Raw genomic sequence first — 18,762 nt, forward strand, 5'->3', positions numbered from 1 at the left:
ATTATCTTTTGTATCAACCAGTCAAGTCAATTGGATAGCTATAAATTCGCTGCGAGAATCCACTTTTCCATATCAAATTTGGTATGCACAGAGAAATTGAACATGCCGGCGAAATATTCGAGCGTCCCAAAACGCTGGGCATCTATCTGTTCACATCCTTATTGCTCCTGTTGCTTTTGGCCGATATCTGGGTTCCATTCTCCGCATGCTTGTCTGCCACGTTCGGTACTTCTCTGCCCTCCTGGCGATCGCAGGAAATTTACGGCTTTCGGCTGGCTCAAATCGCTGCGATTCTGGGAGGGGCTCGGGTTCTCTTTGGATCTCTGGAAAAACTGTTTGCGGGTAAGATCAGTGCCGATCTCGCCACGGCCATAGCCTGTATAGCGGCCATAGCGATGAACGAACCGCTCATCGCCGCGGAAGTTATCGTCATCGGTCTGGTGGGCGAATGTCTGGAGATCTGGACCTTCGAAAGAGCCCGCCAAGGGGTTCAAAAACTGATCGAAGTCTTTCCACTTCGCTGTTGGAAACTGGTCGATGGGCAGGAACAAAGAGTTTTTACCTCCGAACTTGCAGTTGGGGATACCATTCTGGTCAAACCCGGCGGCAAAATTCCGGTTGATGGTACGATTCTCGAGGGGACTTCTTCGATCGATCTCAGCGCCTTGACCGGAGAAAGTCTTCCGGTGGATAAAAAGGCCGGAGACATAGTCCTCGCGGGAAGCGTCAATCAATTTGGCGCTCTGACGATCCGGGCAGACCAAGTTGCCTCGGCCACGGCCGTCGGACATATGATTCTGCAAACGGCACAGGCGTTGAAAAACAAAGCCCAGGTGGAAAGACAAGTCGATCGACTGGCAACCTGGTTCCTACCCGCACTTCTGGCCGTAGCGTTCGCGGTCTTTGCTTTGAATGTTTTTGTCCTCACCGGGCCATGGAAGGCGATCGAGTCTCGATTGAATCTTGCCGCGGCGGCACGACAAAGCTTATATCCCACTCTGGGTGTGCTGGTCGTGGCGTGTCCTTGCGCCTTACTTCTTGCCACACCTGCGGCTGTGATTGCGGCGTTGGGGCGTCTGGCAGGCACTGGAATTGTTATTAAAGGGGGAGCAGTAATCGAAAAACTGGCCTCGATTCGGGCATTGGCTTTTGACAAAACGGGGACACTCACTCAGGCGAAACTAAAGCTTCGCATCATCAAACCGATCGGTTCTGTATCGGAATCCGACATTTTGAGACTCGCAGGGGCTATTGAAAAATTCAGTGAACATCCCATCGCCGCTTGTATTCTCGAGGAAGTAAAAAGCCGAAATCTCGACCTGCCCTCAGCAACTGAATTTCAAGCCTATCCCGGCGCCGGGGCCAGCGGCCTCGTAGATGGACAAAAAGTTCTGATCGGAAATGGTAGATTTCTTCAGTCCGAAGGTGTGCCGATCCTGGACATTTCTGAGGAATGGGAGAAGGCTTCTGAAGCCAGTGCGACAATTCTCTATGTCGCGGTGGACTCCCGATTAATCGGAATTCTAGGAGTGCAGGATACTATCCGCCTGGAAGCGGCCGATGTTCTCGCAGCCTTACGAGCTGATGGTATCGATCGCTTTGCCATTTTGACGGGGGATCGCTCCAACGTGGCAGGCGAAATCGGTCATGCATTGAACATTTCAGATGTTCACGGAGAGCTTTTCCCTCAGCAGAAGGCCGATTGGCTAAAACTCCACCCCGACTATGCCTATATCGGAGACGGAATCAATGATGCTCTGGCCTTGGCCACGGCCCCTGTAGGATTAGCCATACGGCATCCGCAATCCGATTCAGCCGCCGAGGCCGGGGATGTCATTCTCTACGGTGATCCGCTGGGACATCTGCCGCTGTTGATGCGTTTGTCCCGCGAAACGGTAAAAGTCATCCGCCAGAATATCCTGGTCTTTGCATTCCTCGTCAATCTGATTGGGGTTGTTCTTGTCGGTTTGCTGTGGCCTTTGATTTTCGGCGGCGGACCCGTCTATGAAAAATCCCCACTCGTCGGAGTTATTTATCACCAATTTGGATCTCTCGCGGTACTCCTAAATTCGCTCCGACTCTTGTTCTTTGAACGAAAATCCTCCGCGCTGGGATTCTTTAAAATCAAAATCGCGTTGAAGTCTTTCGATATTTGGGTAGACCGCTATTTCAATTTAGATCATCTGATCCACGAGATCACTCATCATGCCAATAAACTTACCGCAGGCTTGGCGGGATTGCTGTTGGTACTCTGGGCACTTTCTGGACTAGTTCAAGTTGGACCCGATGAGATTGGAATTTGCAAGCGTTTCGGTCATATAGAGGAACTTCTAGAACCTGGCTTGCACCTTCGTTATCCCTTCCTCGTCGAGGAGACGATTAAGCTCAAACCCAACGCCGTACGCAATGTCGAACTAGGATTTCGGGTGAATCTGAATTCAACGGGAAGTCGTATTCTTGCACCCAAATCTGAGATGGCTCTTTCCTGGACGAACTCTCATACCGAAGATCTTTACCGAATCTCGGACGAAAGCCTGATGCTGACTGGGGACGGGAACCTGGTGGATGTGCTGGCGAGCGTTCAATATATCGTTGACGATCCGGCTGCTTATCTGACCACCTGCGAGGACACGGAAAGGCTCGTCCGGCTGACATTTGAATCTCTACTGCGGGAGCGATTGGCGGGAGAGGCCTTTCTGGATTTGTTGACGATTCGCCGCAATCAATTGGTAACCGAGCTATTACTGGCTTTGAATGAACGATTGCAATCGATCCATCCTCAGAAATTGGGGATAGAACTGGTCGGAATGACATTACCTGATTTGCATCCTCCTACTAGCGTCGTGCCGGCCTACCACGACGTGGCTCGGGCGATTCAAGGACGCGATCAGCAAATCAATCAGGCCTTGGCCGAGTCGATTCGTAAGCGTAGTCGAGCCGAGGAGGATGCCGGTTATCTAACTCGTATCGCCGAAGCTGCCGCCGCGGAAAAAGTTCGTCAGGCCGAAGGGGCTCGGGATGCTTTTCTCGCTTGGGTGAAATTCCGTAGCCAGATTACTGAGGATGAGGAACGGGCCATTCAAACTCAAATAGCAGAGCCACAACAGCGTGAGAAAGCCCGGGCCGAATTGCTGACAATGAAGCGACAGCTGACAGAATTCCGCCTGTCCTTGGAAGCAGCCGTGCAATTTTTGAAGGGTCGGGATAAAGTATTGATCGATGCGGATAAGGTGCCGGGAAAGCGAAGTTTCTTTCTGCTTGATCCGGAGGTATTGAAGGTGATAATGCCCAGCGATCCCAAACCGTAAGTTCAGGAATCGCTGAGATTCACTTCTTTTACTTGTCAAGGAGTTTGCGAGAGTTCATCCATTTGATAAGTTCGTCGGGCCATTTTGAAAATGGGAGGTCTTTTACCGTGTTACCAAGCCCCAGGCCGTGTTGACCTTTCTCATAGGTTACCAATTGGACTGGTACGCCGTGCTTTTCGCAGGCTTCCTTGAAGAGCTTGCTGTTATCCACTTTGACGGCTTTGTCTTCTTCGGTGTGTACCAGGAATGTCGGAGGCGTATCCTTGGTCACCTGCTTCTCGTTAGAGTAAAATTCCACGAGCTTAGTATCCGGTTTGTTCCCAATTAAGTTGGTACGGCTACCGCCGTGCGTGACAGGGCCCATGCTGATAACGGGATAAGCCAGAATTGCAAAATCTGGACGACTGCTGACCTGATCAATGGGATCTTTGGCTTCTTTATTTCCGGAATCGAAATGCGTGGCGGCCGTCGAGGCCAAATGCCCACCCGCAGAGAATCCCATGACGCCAATTCGCTTGGGATCTATGCCATAATCTTTTGATTTGAATCTCGCCCAGCGAATGGCTCGTTGGACGTCCAGCATCGGTGCGGGCTCGATGGGACCTTTCAAATTTTTATCAGCGATACGATATTTCAACACGAAAACAGTCACGCCGTGCTGGTTAAGAAAGTTCGCGACTTGCTTGCCTTCATGATCCATAGCCAGAAAGCCATAACCTCCACCGGGGCAAACTACTACGGCGCAACCATTCTTTTTATCTTTGGGGGCTTCGTAAGCATAAATGCCAGGCATGCCCTCTTTACCCGTGGGCATCGGGCCGGGCATCCTATCGCCCCAGATAGGGAGGAGCATCATAACCAAAAGAGCCATTTTTCATTCCTCGGAGAGTAAAACCGACATTGAGTTAAAACACGCTAAGAGAATAACATGACCCAGCTTGATTGGAAAGCTGGGAACAAACGATATAACAGAAATTTTTAGCGAATTTCCGCGAGAAGGCGCACGATGTCCAACCACAATGGTGGATCGGAAATGAAGATCATCCATGAACCCAGCGTTTACGTCGTGGGGCGTCAGTATCTCGACGACGGGGAACTAAATCGTTTCCTGACCGATCATGGTGTGACCTGGCAAAGCGATAGCGAAGTTGCTGCGGAAGTGTTGACCGAGTCGGCCGGCCGCATCTGCTATATGTCTTTTGCTAAACCTCGGCCGGGCGGTAACAGCACTTATCTCAAACACATCAAAGAAGTTGGACACGGTTCTGTACTGGAACATGCCGTTTGGAATCTGGTGTTCACCGGTGTCTCGCGAGCGCTCACGCACGAATTGATCCGGCACCGGGCCGGGATGGGATACTCCCAGTTGAGCCAACGTTACGTGGACGAATCGGTAGCCGAATATGTCGAGCCCAAGATCATTGCATCTGACCCGGAACTGCATCAGATCTGGCAGGATGCAGTTCGTCAGATGCATGAAGCCTACTTGAAGTTATCGGAAGGCTTGAACATAAAATTGACCGATCCGAAGTTGGCGGCGGAAGCCGGATTGCCGCCGGATGCAGACCGGACCACCCGGCGCAAATCTGCCCGCCAAGCCGCGCGGAGCGTGCTGCCAAATGCTACGGAAACCAAGATATTCGTAACGGCAAATGCTCGGGCGATTCGCCACTTTCTGGAAATGCGGGGATCTGCGGCGGCGGACGTCGAGATTCGTCAGCTCGCCAATAAGGTGCTGGAAGTTATGCAGAAAGAAAGCCCGAATCTCTTTGGGGATTACGAGAGAATCCCGCTACCGGATGGAACGTTCGAGATCACCACTGCTTTTAGAAAAGTGTAAGTGTTGAACCTACGCCAAAGGCTGAGATGGCAATTCTGCGGGAAAAACGATTTTTTTTGCGAAATTGACTTTGCACTTGCCAAGAGCTGTATTATGGTGTTAACTGTACTGAAGACACGAGTAAATGCACCCCGTGTTATACCATCGCCCAATTCGTTCCTACGCCAACCCTGCTTCACGCTAGTAATCAACTCGCCCCGATCTAGTGCTTTGTTTGGGTGTTGAAAGAATCTCAAAAGTTGACACTATCTAGTAATTTATCCTACTTGGGACGGTGATTTCCGTTCTGTCCGGGCCTATTCATTTGCATATCGAATCAGCCGGACACACTGTTTTTGGAAAAGGCAATGAGCCAAACGATCGACCAGACGACTACTCAGGGTGTTCTCGAACTTCACCAAAAAGGCTACGGATTTCTTCGCAATCCCCAGCGATTTTATGCCCCTCAGCCGACCGACGCTTACGTTTCACAAGAATTAATTCGCAAACACAAACTCCGGGAAGGTTCGCTTCTCATGGGTCCCGTGGGACAACCGCAGAAAGGGACTGGGTCCGGGCCGAGACTGACGGGAATTGAACGGATAGAAAACTTTGAACTCGAACTGTTCCGCCAACCCGATTGGGACGAACTGACGGCAATTGACCCTCGCGAAAAAATCAAACTCGAGACGGGGGCTCAACCTCTGACGACCCGAGTCATGGATCTCTTTACGCCATTGGGTAAAGGTCAGCGTGGGTTGATCGTCGCCCCGCCCCGAACCGGTAAAACAGTGCTTCTGCAGCACATCGCGCAAGCTGTTTCGGTCAACCATCCGGAAATGCATCTGATGGTGCTTCTCGTTGATGAGCGGCCGGAAGAAGTGACCGAGATGAGACGAACTATCCGTGGAGAAGTGGTCGCCAGCTCCTCCGATAAAGATTCAGCCAATCATATCCGAACGGCCGAATTGGTGATGGAACGGGCCAAGCGATTGACTGAACAGGGTAAAGATGTTTTCGTGCTACTGGATAGCCTGACACGATTAGCCCGCGCCTATAACAAGGCGACGACAGGCGGTCGGACGATGTCGGGCGGGCTGGACAGCCGGGCCATGGAACTCCCCAAGAGACTGTTCGGCGCGGCCCGGGCTTTGGAAGAAGGCGGCAGTCTGACGGTCGTCGGCACCGCGTTGGTTGAAACCGGCTCCCGGATGGATGATGTGATTTTTGAGGAATTCAAAGGTACTGGTAACATGGAACTTGTTCTGGATCGCAAGCTCAGCGATCGCAGAATTTACCCGGCTATTAATCTGGCGGAATCGGGGACTCGTAAAGAAGAGCGATTGCTAACAGAAGAAGATTATCGCCGTGTCTCGCTGATTCGACGCCACCTGGTGGATCTACCTCCAGTTCAGGCCATGGAAAATCTGCTGAAACACATGAGTAAAACTGAAAATAATCAGGCCTTTCTGGATAAGATGAAAGTCTAATTTCTAAAGTACTTCGTCCAGTTTTTTTCGATAGATGGGGGCAATCCTCATGTGGACCCCAACCGCCGACGAGATCAAGAAAACTCATATTCAGCAGGCTCTCGAATCTCATCACCTCGATTCTTACGAGCAGCTCCATGCCGATTCCGTCCGGAACTGGGAATCGTTTTGGCAAAGTATGATCGCCCAGTTTAAGGTTCGATTTTTCAAATCTCCGGCTGCAACCGCTGACATTTCTCAGGGCATAGAACGAATCTCCTGGCTACCTGGTGCGGAATTAAATATTGCCGCGAGTGCACTGGAATCTCGGGAGCCCGAATTAAAAGCGATTGAATTCCAGCGGCCGAATGGTTCGCGGGAGAGTTGGAGCTACGCCGAACTCAATCAAAAATCCCGGCAGGTGGCCGAAGGTTTGAAGCGGCTTGGGCTGCAAAAAGGGGACGCCATCGCCATTGATATGATGATGACGGTTGAATCTGTCGCCATCTATCTCGGCATCATCCTGATGGGTGGCGTCGTTGTCTCCATAGCGGATAGCTTCCCAGCCGAAGAGATTGCCAAGCGACTTCGGATCAGCAACGCCAAGTTGATCTTCACACAGGATTTCCTTCTCCGAGGCGAGAAAACTTTCCCCTTATTCGAGCGTATAGTTGCGGCGAATTCTCCGCCAGCAATCGTACTATCCCTGCGGGAAAAAGGAACAGTTTCTCTACGATCTGGGGACCTATTTTGGAGTGAGTTCCTGCCACAGGAGGAGCTAAAAGAGGCTGCGAAATGCCTGGCGGAAGATCCGATCAACATTCTTTTTTCCTCCGGCACCACTGGGGATCCCAAGGCGATTCCCTGGAATCACACGATACCGATCAAAGCTGCGTCCGATGCTTTCTGGCATCACAATTTGCAGGAGGGGGATATTGTCTGCTGGCCAACCAATCTGGGATGGATGATGGGACCTTGGCTGATTTTCGCGAGCCTTCTAAATCGTTGCACAATCGCGCTTTTTGAGGGATCTCCGTTGGAGCGTGAGTTCTGTGAATTCGTCGCGGATTCCCGGGTAACAATGCTCGGGGTCGTTCCCAGTCTGGTTAAAAATTGGAGGAAGAATAAGCTTCTGGAAGCAGTCGACTGGTCCAACATCAAATGTTTTAGTTCGACGGGCGAGGCGAGCAGTCCGGAAGATTACACTTGGCTGATGTCCGCCGGGCAGAAGCCGAATGTCACCAAGCCGATTCTGGAATACTGCGGCGGAACTGAAATCGGCGGAGCATATATATCGAGCGCTCTTACCAAACCCAATGAACCGAGTATCTTCAACGCCAAAGTGATGGGAGTGGACTTCGTTGTGTTGAATGATTTGGGGCATCCTTGCTCTCAGGGTGAAGTCGGCGAGGTATTTCTGAAAACCCCTTCAATGGGGCTTTCAACCCGGTTGCTCAATCGAGATCATCACAAAATTTATTTTGAAGGATGCCCCAAGGGCCTTCGCAGGCATGGCGATCGTTTACGCATTCTAGGAAGCGAACGATATTGCTCGGATGGCCGAGCAGATAACACAATGAATCTGGGCGGTATAAAAACGAGTTCTGCAGAGATCGAAGCGGCCTTACGAGGGATACCAGAGATTCTGGAAGTCGCCGCAGTCGGAGTTCCGCCAAAGGCGGGCGGACCCGATCAATTAATTCTCTATGTCGTTTTGAAACAGCCTTCGGACCTTATTGAACTCCAGGGAAAATGCCAGAAAAGCCTCTCCGCCAATCTCAATCCGCTATTCCGAATCCACGAAGTTCGGCTTTTGGAACATCTGCCGCGAACCGCTTCCAATAAAGTCATGCATCGCGAGTTGCGAGATAGAGCACGTTGCTGAGATTATTTTGCGGCCAGTTCTTCAAGTACCGCTTCTGCCGTTCTTCGACCCGAGACGAAAGCCCCTTGAATAGAAGCCGTGTCTCGATGGTCGCCACAAACGTAGAGTCCCTTTTTCAATCGCACTTCCCGTTGCGGTTTCTCCAACACGGCCGCGGGCTGCGAGGGAAGCGCGAAAGGTATCTGGTAAGTTTTCAAATGACGCCAGGTTTTCACCTGGTCGCCGAACCAGCGTTCCATCTGAGCGAGTACTTCCAATTCCAGCGCCTCGAATGGCTGCATCCCACCATTTATTACTGTGATCGAGATCAGATTCTGACCAGTCGGGGCATATTCCGGAGCTACCAAATTCGGTACACACAAATTATTTACCGGTCCACTCCCTTCGCCGTTGAGAACGAGTATGGGTTTATGAATCGGAGCCTGTGGGGATGCATAATAGAGACAAGTCACACCCTGGGGATGCGTGTGGAAGTCCCCGTTCAGCAATTTATTAGCGGCGGGGGCTTCGGTAGCGACGACGATGACCTTCGAGGGGATTTTTTCGCCAGACTCAGTCACAATCAGGCCCGAATCGAGATCATCGACGCGGGTCGAGAGTCGAATGCTCGATCTCGGCAAGTTCTTCGCTAACTGATCGGGAATGGCCTGCATACCTTTAGCGGGGAGGCAGGCGCGACCGAGCGAGAACATTTTGAACACAAACTCAAACATTCGACTTGAGGTTTGGAGCGCAGGATCCAGAAAAATACCGCCGAGGAATGGCTTAAAGAAGGTATTTGTTATCGAGGAACTGAAACCCCGGTTCACAAGAGCCTGTTGTGTGGTGGTGTTCGCACGCTGAAATAAGTTCTCAATTGAGGCGTTCTTCACGGCCGACCGAAGACCAGCGACTTTCCATTTATCCCTAAAAGTGCCTATCGGGGCAAAAAGGGATCTCAGTCCACTCAGAGGCTTTCGCCAGGGATCGGCGAAAAGGTGAAATTTTTCTTTGTGACGAATCAGAGCACCCGGTTCGAATGCTCGCAGATTCAATTGGGAATAATCGAGAATTTTTTGAGCTTCGGGATAAGCATCGAGGAACACTTGAAAGCCTCGATCGAGCTGGAATCCGTCAACTCGATCGGTAGCAATACGGCCGCCGACGCGATCTGACGCTTCCAGAATCTGAAAGGATTTGCCGGCTTCCTGAAGATGCCGAGCACAGCTCAGGCCGGCCAACCCTGCACCGATTATCGTGATTTCCGGAGTCATAGATGAATCCGACAATTAAAGCACTCTAGCCAACTGGCAATCGATTTTTCCATTCATGAACTGGTGCTTTTCCAGCACTTTGAGCTTCGTAGCCCTTAAAAGATTGCGATTCCCGGTAAAGATCCAGCATTTCCAGCCTGTGCAGCGAGTCTTGATGATCTTTCCAATTTGCTGATATAGCTCTATCAGGTCTTCCTCTTCCCCAATACGCTCCCCATAGGGGGGATTCATCAGAATCGTTCCTGGCTTACCTTCAGACGGCACAAATTTATACAGCCCCTGGGCTCTCAATTCCACGAGATGACCTACACCGGCCGCATTAGCATTCTTAGACGCCAATTCGATCACGTCGACCCGTTCGTCGTAGCCGATGATTGGGGCCAGGAGTGCTTTCTTCAAGTCGTTTCGGGCTTCATCCCGCACGTTTGCCCACTCACCTTTGTCGTAGTCCAGCCAACCCATGAAACCGAAATGTTTTCGAGTCAAACCAGGAGCACGATTCAGAGCCATCCAACTCGCTTCGATCGGCAGAGTTGCGGATCCGCACATCGGATCGCAAAAGGGCTCATCCGGTTTCCACCCCGTTTGCAGGATCAAGGCTGCGGCGAGAGCTTCATTCAAGGGAGCGATTGTTTGGATCGGGCGATAGCCCCGCTTGTGTAATGATTCGCAGGAGCTATCCAGACTGATCGATGCTTCGTTTCGAAAGATGTGCAGATTAAACTGCACCATCGGCTCGCGCAGATTCACGCTCGGCCGTTTACCGCAACGTGCGATGAATTGATCACAAATGGCATCTTTCACTCGCTGCGCGGCGAACAGGGAGTGTGTGATGGCCGAGTCGCGAACATTGCAATCGATGGCGAAAGTATGCTCCAAAGTGAGATATTTTTCCCAGTCGATGGTCTGCGCGGCCTGATAGAGTTCGTCGGTACTTTGAACGGGGAATGTCCTTAACGGTTGGAGAACCCGCACGGCCGTTCTAAGATGCAGATTCGACTTATAGAGAACTCGTCGGTTTCCCTGAAAGTGAACACCGCCTCGTCCAGGTTGAATGTCCGAAGCAGCGATTTTTTCGAGTTCGCGGGCGAGAAAAGGTTCAAATCCTCGTGCACACGTCGCAAAAAAAGACGTCATTCCGCAGCCACCGGCGGCTCGAGTCGCGCACGCAGCTTATTCAGAGTCTTGGTGGCTTGATCGCGAACCTTCACATCGGTGTCGTTCGAAACCATGTCCTCGAGGGAATTCAAAGCGGAAAATGCCGGGGCTCCCATTTGACCGAGATTGAATGCGGCCATAAGTCGAACGCTGGCGTCTCGATCCTCCAATGCCCGGGTCAAAGCGTCGGCGACATCCTTGGATTCTTTACCCAGTACCATCATGGGACGGATGAGCTGGTAATCTCGAGTCAGGCCACCGCGCTCAAAAGCCTCGATCAGCTCCGGCAAAGCCGATTTGGCAATATCGCCCATACCGGCCAGAGTGTCTGCGATTTTGCGTCGGAAAGGGGCATCCGCCGCCAGCTTGATACCGAGTTTTAAGATCGGCAGGGAATCGGGGCTAATTTCGCCGTAATCGTTCCTGCCTTCATCGAGAAGTTTTTCAACTGCTTTGATTACCGGGCCGCCACGATCGGTCTTCTTACCACCCGATTTTTCCTGTAGCTTGGTCAAGGCTGCCTGCATGTCCAGTTTATAAGCGATCTGGAAGCTTCGACTTTCGGGGCTCAAAGTCGGCCAGAGATCGGGCAGGATATCCTTCCCGAATGCGGGCAACGCGAGTTCCAGCATAGCCAGGTAAACCGGGGCAGTTTTCTTCTCACTTAAGGCCTGCAGATAGATCTGAAGCAATCGAAGGTCAGTAATGGTCCCGTCATTGTTGGTCGATTCCAACATGGTGATCTGTTCTTCGGGCTTGACGCGCTTGGCAAACGGTCGAGATTCGGGAACCAGGGCATACACAGCCTGTGTCAGCATCGGAGTCGACCAGGAGGGGCCCGCTTCGAATTCTTCGAGTTCACCGGGAACGTTCACGAAGAGGTTTTTCACTTCGGCGAGGTGGATCTGGTCGATGGTTTCCAGAATTGGCCAAACAATCTCATCCTGATCGGCCTCGTGGATGGATTTGAGGCTGGCGACAACATTTTCGGGTAGATCTTCTGACACTTTCGCAGACACTTGCTCTTTAAGGTGCGAAAGATCAGCCTGATCGATACCGGTCGCCAGGACGGTAGCCAGTTCGTTATTCAGATTCGTGAGCGTCGTGTTGGCCATATTTTCAAACTCCCGAATGCCGGGTTTAAATATCGATGTCGAAACCTCAGAATAATAACTCAAACACCAATTTTCAGATGGTGCTTGGGCGTGATCATAGCGAGGGGATAAGCAATAATTTGCTTTCCACTCACCGCCAGCCGCACCAGAAGAGCCGGAGATTCAGATCGCAGCATCGCAGCCGCCCGCTTGAAGTTGAACAGGTGTGAGTAGTCTTTTCGGCGGTCGCGAAGTTCGAGCCGGCCGCCGTTAGAATCTTCCACAACGACCTTATCGTTGACCTTCCCCAACTTGGCACATCGAAGCAGTAATACCGCTTCTGTAGGCGCGAAAGGTTTCTCGAGCTGACTCCGGAATTCGTCAATGACCGGTTCGAATTCGGGTATGGCATGTCCATAAGTGGCTTCCAGAGCTTCCGAACTCGATACGCCGGTCGTTTCACTGTTCTTTTCCCAGCGCACCCGGCGATTCAGGGAGCCGGGATAGAGAACTGCATCGGGAACATGAATCGGAGTCGTATAACTGACCTGTTCAGGAATGGGAGTCAGTCCTTTGAACGGCCGGTAAGCGACTGACTGGTGCAGTTCACCCGTATTGAGATCGAGAAGGTTGCTGACTTCCATACGTGTTGCACGACCTTCATCGTCCAGCCTTTCGTAGGCCAGTTCGAAGAGCGAAAGATCGGTTTTCCCGTAGCCGCGGGCCTTCAGGTCGGAAATCGACCAGTGCATATCGAGGAACTGCTCCAGCAGATAATCCTCTTCGCTGGGTTTGCTGGTATCGGTTCCCAGGAAATGGATGGTCTTCTTGAGTACAGCTTCGCAATTTGCGAGGGCGGAGGCTCCCAGGAGATTCTTCTCCGGATCTTTCAACCCTTTTTCTTTGCCGACCAGAGCCACCCGCTTGAATTGGGCTGCGAGAGAAGGCAATGAGGCCTCATTCAGCTGTTTGCAAAGCTTTTCGAATTGCTCGGCCCGGTTCTCGCTGAACCAGTTTCCTTTAGCGGCCAGATCGACTAGCATATGATTGGCGGCTTCGAGTGCCTCTAATCGCAGAAGTTGCTTCTTCTCTTCGTCCTTCTTACCACCCTTCTTCGCAAATACCCCCTTTTTCCGCTCTTCCGCGGCCAGCACCTTTTCCCGTCGGGCAAGGAGTTCGATGGATGGGGATTTTACGCCGAAAGAATCCGGATTATGAGCATATTTCAGCAGCATACCGAGTGTATATTTATCGGGATGATATCTGCTGGGGCTGGTACTTTGCAAAACAGGCTGATTCGGGATGTGGAAATCGGCCGATAGCTTATACGGAGCCGGTCCCATTCCAGTAAACTCGCCTAACATCCAGGTACCGTCGCTGGATGTCCCCAAGTTCTGCAGCCGAGAGCTTTGGCTGATTTCCGACGCAGCTTTAAAGCTGGCTTCATCCGGGGCCAGGGTTCGAACAAAATCTTCGGTTAGCGGGGCATTCAGGGGCATACCGGTCCCACCTTCCACCTAAGGATGCTTCGCAAGAAGTAAATCTAATAAGCAGAAATTATATGAAGAGTTGGGTCAATTGAGAGAAAATTGAGTCGGATTCTTCATTACATTGACGTAATTGCAATTCAAACCGGTAATCTAGGCAAAACCAACGTCACTCTGGCCGTTCAAACTCCGGACGGGAGTGAATTTTTGTTTATCGAAGCCTTATAGTGCGCTTAAAGTGTCTTCTCACAAGACTTTACCAGCCCAATTTCTCCCGCAGTTCCTGCAGTCCCCCGGTGAAAGCGGCATTGGAAGTTTGGTATGTCAGGCCGCCGTCCAAACGCTTGCCATTGTTGGTTTGCGTAATGGAACAGGTGAAGTTGCCTTTGGCCGGTTTGGTCACCAGTCTGTATTGCGGATGTTCGTTCAACAGTACCAGCCAGGTCGTATCGTTCAAGCCTGCGCGTAAGTTGCCGTCTCGCAATTTCAACCAATCGGGAACATTCATCGTAAGTCTCACTCTGGCAGAGGTTTGCCCTTAGTTTCGGGAAGGAAGAATATGGCCACAAAGCCCAGCGCAAAGACCGAACACATGGTCATGGCCGCCTGTCGCTGAGGCTCCGCGAATCCTTCATTTTTATAGTAGGTTCTGATGGGGATCAGTAGCAGTGGTCCCGCCGCGGCCACAAACCTTCCGACATTGTAGCAGAAGGAAGTTCCAGTACTCCGCAATCGAGTGGGGAAGAGTTCGGGGAGGTAGATAGCGTAGCCACCGAACAGTGCCAGCTGGCAAAAACCCATTAAAGGCACCATCCAGAAAATATCGCTTTTCGTTTCCAGTTTCCAGAAGACAAGTATGGTGCTCATAGCAGCAGCAACAAAAGCGATGGCGAAGGCAATTCTTCTGCCGGTGTAGTTAGTCAGCCAGCTGAAAGATAGCATGCCGAAGAGTGCACCGATATTCATCACAATACCGGTGATACCTCCCCAGGTCATCACCTGACGATCCACTTCAGCCGGAGACATTCCTTGCTCCGTAAAAGATTTTCTTATAACAGTCTGCGTCAAATCGGTGCTGAAAAATCCAATTCCCCAGAGGCCAACCACGCCCGAAAATGCAAGTAGGGCTCCCAAAAGGGCGTGTCGTCTCCAGCGTGGATCTTCAAAAAGGTCCCGATATGAACCGACTCGGGGATGATCCTTGCCCTCGCGTTGCAACCGCTTCGCTTCGAGCCAACTTTCCGGTTCTTTCAATCTCGTTTGGATGAATATCACCAGGATTGCAGGGACAATTCCGACCAGAAACATGATTTGCCAAGCAGACAACGGCTTAAGACTTTCTTGATCGACGTTTCCCAGACCAATAAACAGAAGCCCTGCGGAGCAGTTTCCTACCGTCGAGAACGACTGCAACATGCCGAGCGTATAGGGCCGTGCCTGAGCCGGAATGGTCTCAGCGAGAAGTGCCACGGCCACAGCAAAGACTCCTCCCACACCTAAACCGGTAAGAAATCGGTAGAGTGCAAAATCCCAAACGCTAGTTGAGAAAGCACTAAGGCCAGTAAAAATGGAGTAGAGGATAATTGTCCACTTCAAAGTTTTGACTCGGCCTATGCGATCCCCCATGACCCCGAAGGTGAGTCCTCCTGTGGCCCAGCCGATCAGGAATATCGAAGTGGTAATGTCCGAGAAATCTTTTACAGCTTTATCGAACGCTTCTTTTTTGGATTCATCTTCCCGCAATTCGGAAGGTAACAAGCTTCTAATGGCCTTTTGCCTGGCCATCACGAACAGCTGTTGATCCATGCAATCCGCCATCCAGGCTGTGGCGACCACAAAAAACACAAACCAGTGGTATCGATTGAGTTGCCGGAGTGACCCCCAGCCCGCATTGGAGGCCTGAGGCATTGAAGAACCATCGACGAGAGCCATTCGAAATCCTGTTTCAAAGTGGATTTTGGCGGGAAAGCTGGTTCAAATCATACCGTCTACCTCAGGAATTGCCAATAATATCCGCTTTTGAACGGGATTCGCTACAATACTTAATCCAATATTTTTTTGAAGAGTATGCAGTGGCAGATTCTCTCAATTTGAAGTGCGGATTCATAGGTGCTGGGCAAATGGCAACTGCCCTGGCACTGGGCTGGATTCGCGCGGGCTTCTTTAAGCCTTCTCAAATTGTCGGAAGTTCTCGCACTGAAAGGTCCCGTAAAAAATTCGAGCAGGGCACGGGTAGCAAAACTTCGCACGATAATGCCAAGATTGCCCGGACGAGCGATCTTCTGGTTTTGTCTGTCAAACCGAAATTTCTCGCGGATGCGATGGATTCGATTCGGGAGAGCCTTAAGCCGGAAGCTTTGATCGTTTCCGTGGTGGCGGGAGTGCCTATCTCGAAAATTGCTGAAGGTCTAGGTGACAAACGAGCCATCGTTCGGGTGATGCCGAATACGCCGTGTCTGGTCGGCCAGGGAGTTTCCGGAATCGCCTTTGGTCCTCACGTTTCGGATGGCTTTCAACAACTGATTTATCAACTGTTCAGTTCCGTAGGCATGGCTAACGTCGTTCCGGAAAATCTGATAGATGCGGTGAATGGAATCAGTGGTTGCGGGCCGGCTTACGCATTTTTGATGATCGAAGCACTCGCGGACGGTGCAGTCAAAATGGGAATTGCACGCGATATGGCGATTTCCATGGCCGCTCAGACTCTTCTGGGAGCCTCGAAAATGGTTCTCGAAACTCAGCAGCACCCTGCCGCCTTGAAGGATGCCGTTTGCAGCCCGGCCGGGACGACCATCGCCGGAATTCACGAACTGGAAAAAGCGGGAGTGCGAGCCGCATTGATGAATGCCGTCCAGGCCGCCACCCATCGCGCCCATGAATTAGGGAAACAATAGGCATGAACCAGGAACCGATCCTGATTTTCGATTTTGGCTCTCAGTTTGCACAATTGATCGCTCGGAGGGTACGCGAACTTAACGTTTTCTGCCAGCTGGTGCGACACGATTTGCCTGCGGCCCGAGTGCGAGAACTCAACCCCAAAGGCCTCATTTTCTCAGGCGGACCAGCCAGCGTTTATGAGAAGAGCGCCCCAAAATGCGATCCCAAAATTTACGATCTGGGAATTCCCATTCTGGGAATTTGTTATGGGATGCATCTGGTCTCACACGATCTGGGCGCGAAGGTTGATCCGGCGCATAGTCGCGAATTTGGCCGAGCCATTCTGCACGTTCATTCCGCGACCGGTTTTTTGGAGGGGCTACCTGATAAATCGACGGTATGGATGAGCCATGGCGATCAGGTGAATCAAAGTTCGAACGACTTCGAAATGCTGGCCTCAACGGATACTTGCCCTTGGGCGGCGGTTCGGCATAAAACCCGGCCGATCTATGGCATTCAATTCCATCCTGAAGTCAATCACACCGAGCAGGGGCGATTGATTCTCAAGAATTTTCTGATGAACATCTGCGGCTGTCATGCCCTTTGGAAAATGCAGACATTCATCGACCGGACAATTTCCGAAATTCGCGAAAAAGTTGGCAATAATCGGGTGATTTGCGGACTTTCCGGCGGGGTAGATTCCTCGGTGGTGGCCGCCCTACTCCTGAAGGCCATCGGGCCGCAGGCTGCCTGCATCTTCGTCGATAACGGGCTATTGCGGATGGGAGAAGCCGATGCAGTTCGAAAAATGTTCAGCGAATGGTATAAAGCCGATCTTCATATGGTCGATGCGGAGAAACGTTTCCTGGATGCTCTGAAAGATGTCTCAGATCCTCAATTGAAGAGAAAAACTATCGGATATCATTTCATCGAAGTCTTCAAGCAGGAAGCTCGTAGTATCCCAAACGCGAAATTCCTAGCTCAAGGGACTCTCTACCCGGATGTGATCGAAAGTGGCGGAGCTGTCGATGGACCCGCGGCCACCATCAAGACTCACCATAATGTCGGAGGATTACCCAAGGAACTCGGATTTGAACTGATTGAGCCGCTGAGGGACCTGTTTAAAGACGAGGTGCGACGATTGGGCGTTGAACTCGGTTTGCCCGAAGAATTGGTTTGGCGGCATCCTTTTCCCGGCCCAGGTCTGGCGGTACGATGTCTCGGAAACATTACCAAAGATCGGCTCGAAATCCTTCGCAAGGCGGACAAGATTTTCCTCCAGGAACTTAAAGAGTCGGGTTGGTACAAAAAAACCTCTCAAGCCTTTGTAGTGCTCCTCCCGGTCCAGTCGGTGGGTGTGATGGGAGATGGCCGGACGTATGAGAATGCCGTCGCCCTCCGAGCCGTTCAAACCGACGATTTCATGACGGCCGACTGGTCGCACTTGCCGCATGATTTCCTGGCGAAAATTTCTACCCGTATCATCAATGAGGTCCGGGGTGTTAATCGCGTGGTTTACGATATCAGCAGTAAACCACCAGCTACCATTGAGTGGGAATAAGACGATGAAGTTTACCAAGATGCAGGGTGCTGGCAACGATTACGTTTATGTCGATTGCTTCCGCGAGAAATTCCCGGCAGATCCTGCGAAACTTAGCAGGGCGGTCAGCGACCGGCATTTCGGTATCGGTTCGGACGGAATGATTCTGATCTGTCCTTCCGAAAAAGCCGATGCACGCATGCGGATGTTCAATAGCGATGGTTCCGAAGGTGAAATGTGCGGTAATGGCTTGCGCTGTGTCGCCAAATATGTTTACGATCATGGAATCTCTAAGAACGAGACACTGAAACTGGAAACGGGGCGCGGAATTCTGACAGTCGATTTGCTGATAGAGCAGGGTAAAGTTCATCGCGCAAAAGTGAATATGGGCGAGCCGATTCTCCTATCCGAAAAGATTCCCACGACTCTCCCGGGAGATCCTCCCAAGAATGTCCCTTTGAATATTGAGGGAACCAATCTAGAAGTCACCTGCGTCTCCATGGGAAATCCCCATTGCGTCATATTCGTTCCCGAAATCACAGATCATCAGGTTCTCTTGCTCGGCCCCCAGCTCGAAAAGCATCCCGCTTTTCCCCGACGAATTAACGTGGAATGGATCCAGGTTTTGAGCCGATCAGAAGCACGCATGCGAGTCTGGGAACGCGGGAGTGGAGAGACCCTGGCCTGTGGCACTGGAGCCTGCGGAGCCACTGTGGCCGGTATTTTAACGGGGCGTTTCGATCGATCCGTAAAAATGCATCTGTTGGGGGGAGATCTCGAATTGCACTGGTCGGAAAAGGACAATCATGTTTATATGACAGGACCCGCCGCGGAAGTTTTCAGCGGTGAATGGCCAACATAAGCGGATGGAA

Annotated in this window: 14 protein-coding genes; 7 read left to right on the forward strand and 7 right to left on the reverse strand. The window is 51.5% G+C overall.

Going from position 1 to position 18,762, the window contains the following annotated elements; genetic code table 11:
* Positions 1 to 83: 83 nt before the first annotated feature.
* Complete coding sequence (locus tag KIH39_RS05280) at positions 84 to 3,308, forward strand: cation-translocating P-type ATPase family protein (protein WP_213498218.1); 3,225 nt, start codon at positions 84 to 86, stop codon at positions 3,306 to 3,308.
* A gap of 28 nt (positions 3,309 to 3,336) precedes the next feature.
* On the opposite strand, the gene KIH39_RS05285 is transcribed toward KIH39_RS05280, so the two are convergent.
* Positions 3,337 to 4,179: an alpha/beta hydrolase gene (locus KIH39_RS05285; RefSeq protein WP_213498219.1), complete on the reverse strand. Its 843-nt coding sequence runs from the start codon at positions 4,177 to 4,179 to the stop codon at positions 3,337 to 3,339.
* A gap of 135 nt (positions 4,180 to 4,314) precedes the next feature.
* On the opposite strand from KIH39_RS05285, the gene thyX reads away from it, so the two are divergent.
* The 3 genes from thyX (at position 4,315) to KIH39_RS05300 (ending at position 8,481) form a co-directional block, all read left to right on the forward strand.
* Positions 4,315 to 5,148 carry an FAD-dependent thymidylate synthase gene (gene thyX / locus KIH39_RS05290; protein WP_246539537.1) on the forward strand — a complete coding sequence of 278 codons (834 nt, stop codon included), beginning with the start codon at positions 4,315 to 4,317 and terminating at the stop codon, positions 5,146 to 5,148.
* A gap of 347 nt (positions 5,149 to 5,495) precedes the next feature.
* Positions 5,496 to 6,617: a transcription termination factor Rho gene (gene rho, locus KIH39_RS05295; protein ID WP_213498220.1), complete on the forward strand. Its 1,122-nt coding sequence runs from the start codon at positions 5,496 to 5,498 to the stop codon at positions 6,615 to 6,617.
* 49 nt (positions 6,618 to 6,666) lie between these two features.
* Positions 6,667 to 8,481 (forward strand): AMP-binding protein, encoded by a 1,815-nt coding sequence (locus KIH39_RS05300; RefSeq protein WP_213498221.1) that lies wholly within the window; start codon positions 6,667 to 6,669, stop codon positions 8,479 to 8,481.
* 2 nt (positions 8,482 to 8,483) lie between these two features.
* Here KIH39_RS05300 and KIH39_RS05305 read toward each other — a convergent pair whose 3' ends face one another.
* From KIH39_RS05305 to KIH39_RS05330, 6 genes are all read right to left on the reverse strand, one after another.
* Positions 8,484 to 9,734 (reverse strand): NAD(P)/FAD-dependent oxidoreductase, encoded by a 1,251-nt coding sequence (locus tag KIH39_RS05305; RefSeq protein WP_213498222.1) that lies wholly within the window; start codon positions 9,732 to 9,734, stop codon positions 8,484 to 8,486.
* A gap of 15 nt (positions 9,735 to 9,749) precedes the next feature.
* On the reverse strand, positions 9,750 to 10,871 hold the full coding sequence (locus KIH39_RS05310; RefSeq protein ID WP_213498223.1) for a THUMP domain-containing class I SAM-dependent RNA methyltransferase: 1,122 nt from the start codon (positions 10,869 to 10,871) through the stop codon (positions 9,750 to 9,752).
* Entirely contained in the window at positions 10,868 to 12,007 is a 1,140-nt protein-coding gene (locus KIH39_RS05315) for a HEAT repeat domain-containing protein (RefSeq protein ID WP_213498224.1), read from the reverse strand. Before KIH39_RS05315 ends, KIH39_RS05310 begins: the two co-directional genes overlap by 4 nt.
* A gap of 59 nt (positions 12,008 to 12,066) precedes the next feature.
* A complete protein-coding gene (locus KIH39_RS05320) occupies positions 12,067 to 13,485 on the reverse strand; it encodes a hypothetical protein (RefSeq protein ID WP_213498225.1) in 1,419 nt (472 codons plus the stop codon).
* Positions 13,486 to 13,729: 244 nt separating this feature from the next.
* Entirely contained in the window at positions 13,730 to 13,981 is a 252-nt protein-coding gene (locus KIH39_RS05325) for a hypothetical protein (protein ID WP_213498226.1), read from the reverse strand.
* A gap of 8 nt (positions 13,982 to 13,989) precedes the next feature.
* The gene (locus tag KIH39_RS05330; protein WP_213498227.1) at positions 13,990 to 15,405 is read right to left on the reverse strand and encodes an MFS transporter; all 1,416 of its coding nucleotides are present in this window, start codon (positions 15,403 to 15,405) and stop codon (positions 13,990 to 13,992) included.
* Positions 15,406 to 15,545: 140 nt separating this feature from the next.
* Between KIH39_RS05330 and proC the strand changes: the two genes are divergently transcribed.
* From proC to dapF, 3 genes are read left to right on the forward strand one after another with little or no spacing between them, the layout of a single operon-like run.
* Positions 15,546 to 16,367 (forward strand): pyrroline-5-carboxylate reductase, encoded by an 822-nt coding sequence (gene proC, locus KIH39_RS05335; RefSeq protein WP_261352960.1) that lies wholly within the window; start codon positions 15,546 to 15,548, stop codon positions 16,365 to 16,367.
* A 2-nt stretch (positions 16,368 to 16,369) separates the two neighbouring features.
* The gene (gene guaA, locus KIH39_RS05340) at positions 16,370 to 17,911 is read left to right on the forward strand and encodes a glutamine-hydrolyzing GMP synthase (RefSeq protein ID WP_213498229.1); all 1,542 of its coding nucleotides are present in this window, start codon (positions 16,370 to 16,372) and stop codon (positions 17,909 to 17,911) included.
* A gap of 4 nt (positions 17,912 to 17,915) precedes the next feature.
* Positions 17,916 to 18,752, forward strand: a complete 837-nt coding sequence (dapF, locus tag KIH39_RS05345; RefSeq protein ID WP_213498230.1) for a diaminopimelate epimerase — start codon at positions 17,916 to 17,918, stop codon at positions 18,750 to 18,752.
* Positions 18,753 to 18,762 lie beyond the last annotated feature (10 nt).

The organism is Telmatocola sphagniphila (genome assembly GCF_018398935.1).
In the GTDB taxonomy this organism is placed as follows: Bacteria; Planctomycetota; Planctomycetia; order Gemmatales; family Gemmataceae; genus Telmatocola; species Telmatocola sphagniphila.

Excerpts from the sequence above, each read along its gene's own strand:
- KIH39_RS05280 (WP_213498218.1), top strand. The coding sequence starts at position 84 with ATGCACAGAGAAATTGAACATGCCGGCGAAATATTCGAGCGTCCCAAA.
- KIH39_RS05285 (WP_213498219.1), bottom strand. The coding sequence starts at position 4,179 with ATGGCTCTTTTGGTTATGATGCTCCTCCCTATCTGGGGCGATAGGATG.
- thyX (WP_246539537.1), top strand. The coding sequence starts at position 4,315 with ATGTCCAACCACAATGGTGGATCGGAAATGAAGATCATCCATGAACCC.
- rho (WP_213498220.1), top strand. The coding sequence starts at position 5,496 with ATGAGCCAAACGATCGACCAGACGACTACTCAGGGTGTTCTCGAACTT.
- KIH39_RS05300 (WP_213498221.1), top strand. The coding sequence starts at position 6,667 with ATGTGGACCCCAACCGCCGACGAGATCAAGAAAACTCATATTCAGCAG.
- KIH39_RS05305 (WP_213498222.1), bottom strand. The coding sequence starts at position 9,734 with ATGACTCCGGAAATCACGATAATCGGTGCAGGGTTGGCCGGCCTGAGC.
- KIH39_RS05310 (WP_213498223.1), bottom strand. The coding sequence starts at position 10,871 with ATGACGTCTTTTTTTGCGACGTGTGCACGAGGATTTGAACCTTTTCTC.
- KIH39_RS05315 (WP_213498224.1), bottom strand. The coding sequence starts at position 12,007 with ATGGCCAACACGACGCTCACGAATCTGAATAACGAACTGGCTACCGTC.
- KIH39_RS05320 (WP_213498225.1), bottom strand. The coding sequence starts at position 13,485 with ATGCCCCTGAATGCCCCGCTAACCGAAGATTTTGTTCGAACCCTGGCC.
- KIH39_RS05325 (WP_213498226.1), bottom strand. The coding sequence starts at position 13,981 with ATGAATGTTCCCGATTGGTTGAAATTGCGAGACGGCAACTTACGCGCA.
- KIH39_RS05330 (WP_213498227.1), bottom strand. The coding sequence starts at position 15,405 with ATGGCTCTCGTCGATGGTTCTTCAATGCCTCAGGCCTCCAATGCGGGC.
- guaA (WP_213498229.1), top strand. The coding sequence starts at position 16,370 with ATGAACCAGGAACCGATCCTGATTTTCGATTTTGGCTCTCAGTTTGCA.
- dapF (WP_213498230.1), top strand. The coding sequence starts at position 17,916 with ATGAAGTTTACCAAGATGCAGGGTGCTGGCAACGATTACGTTTATGTC.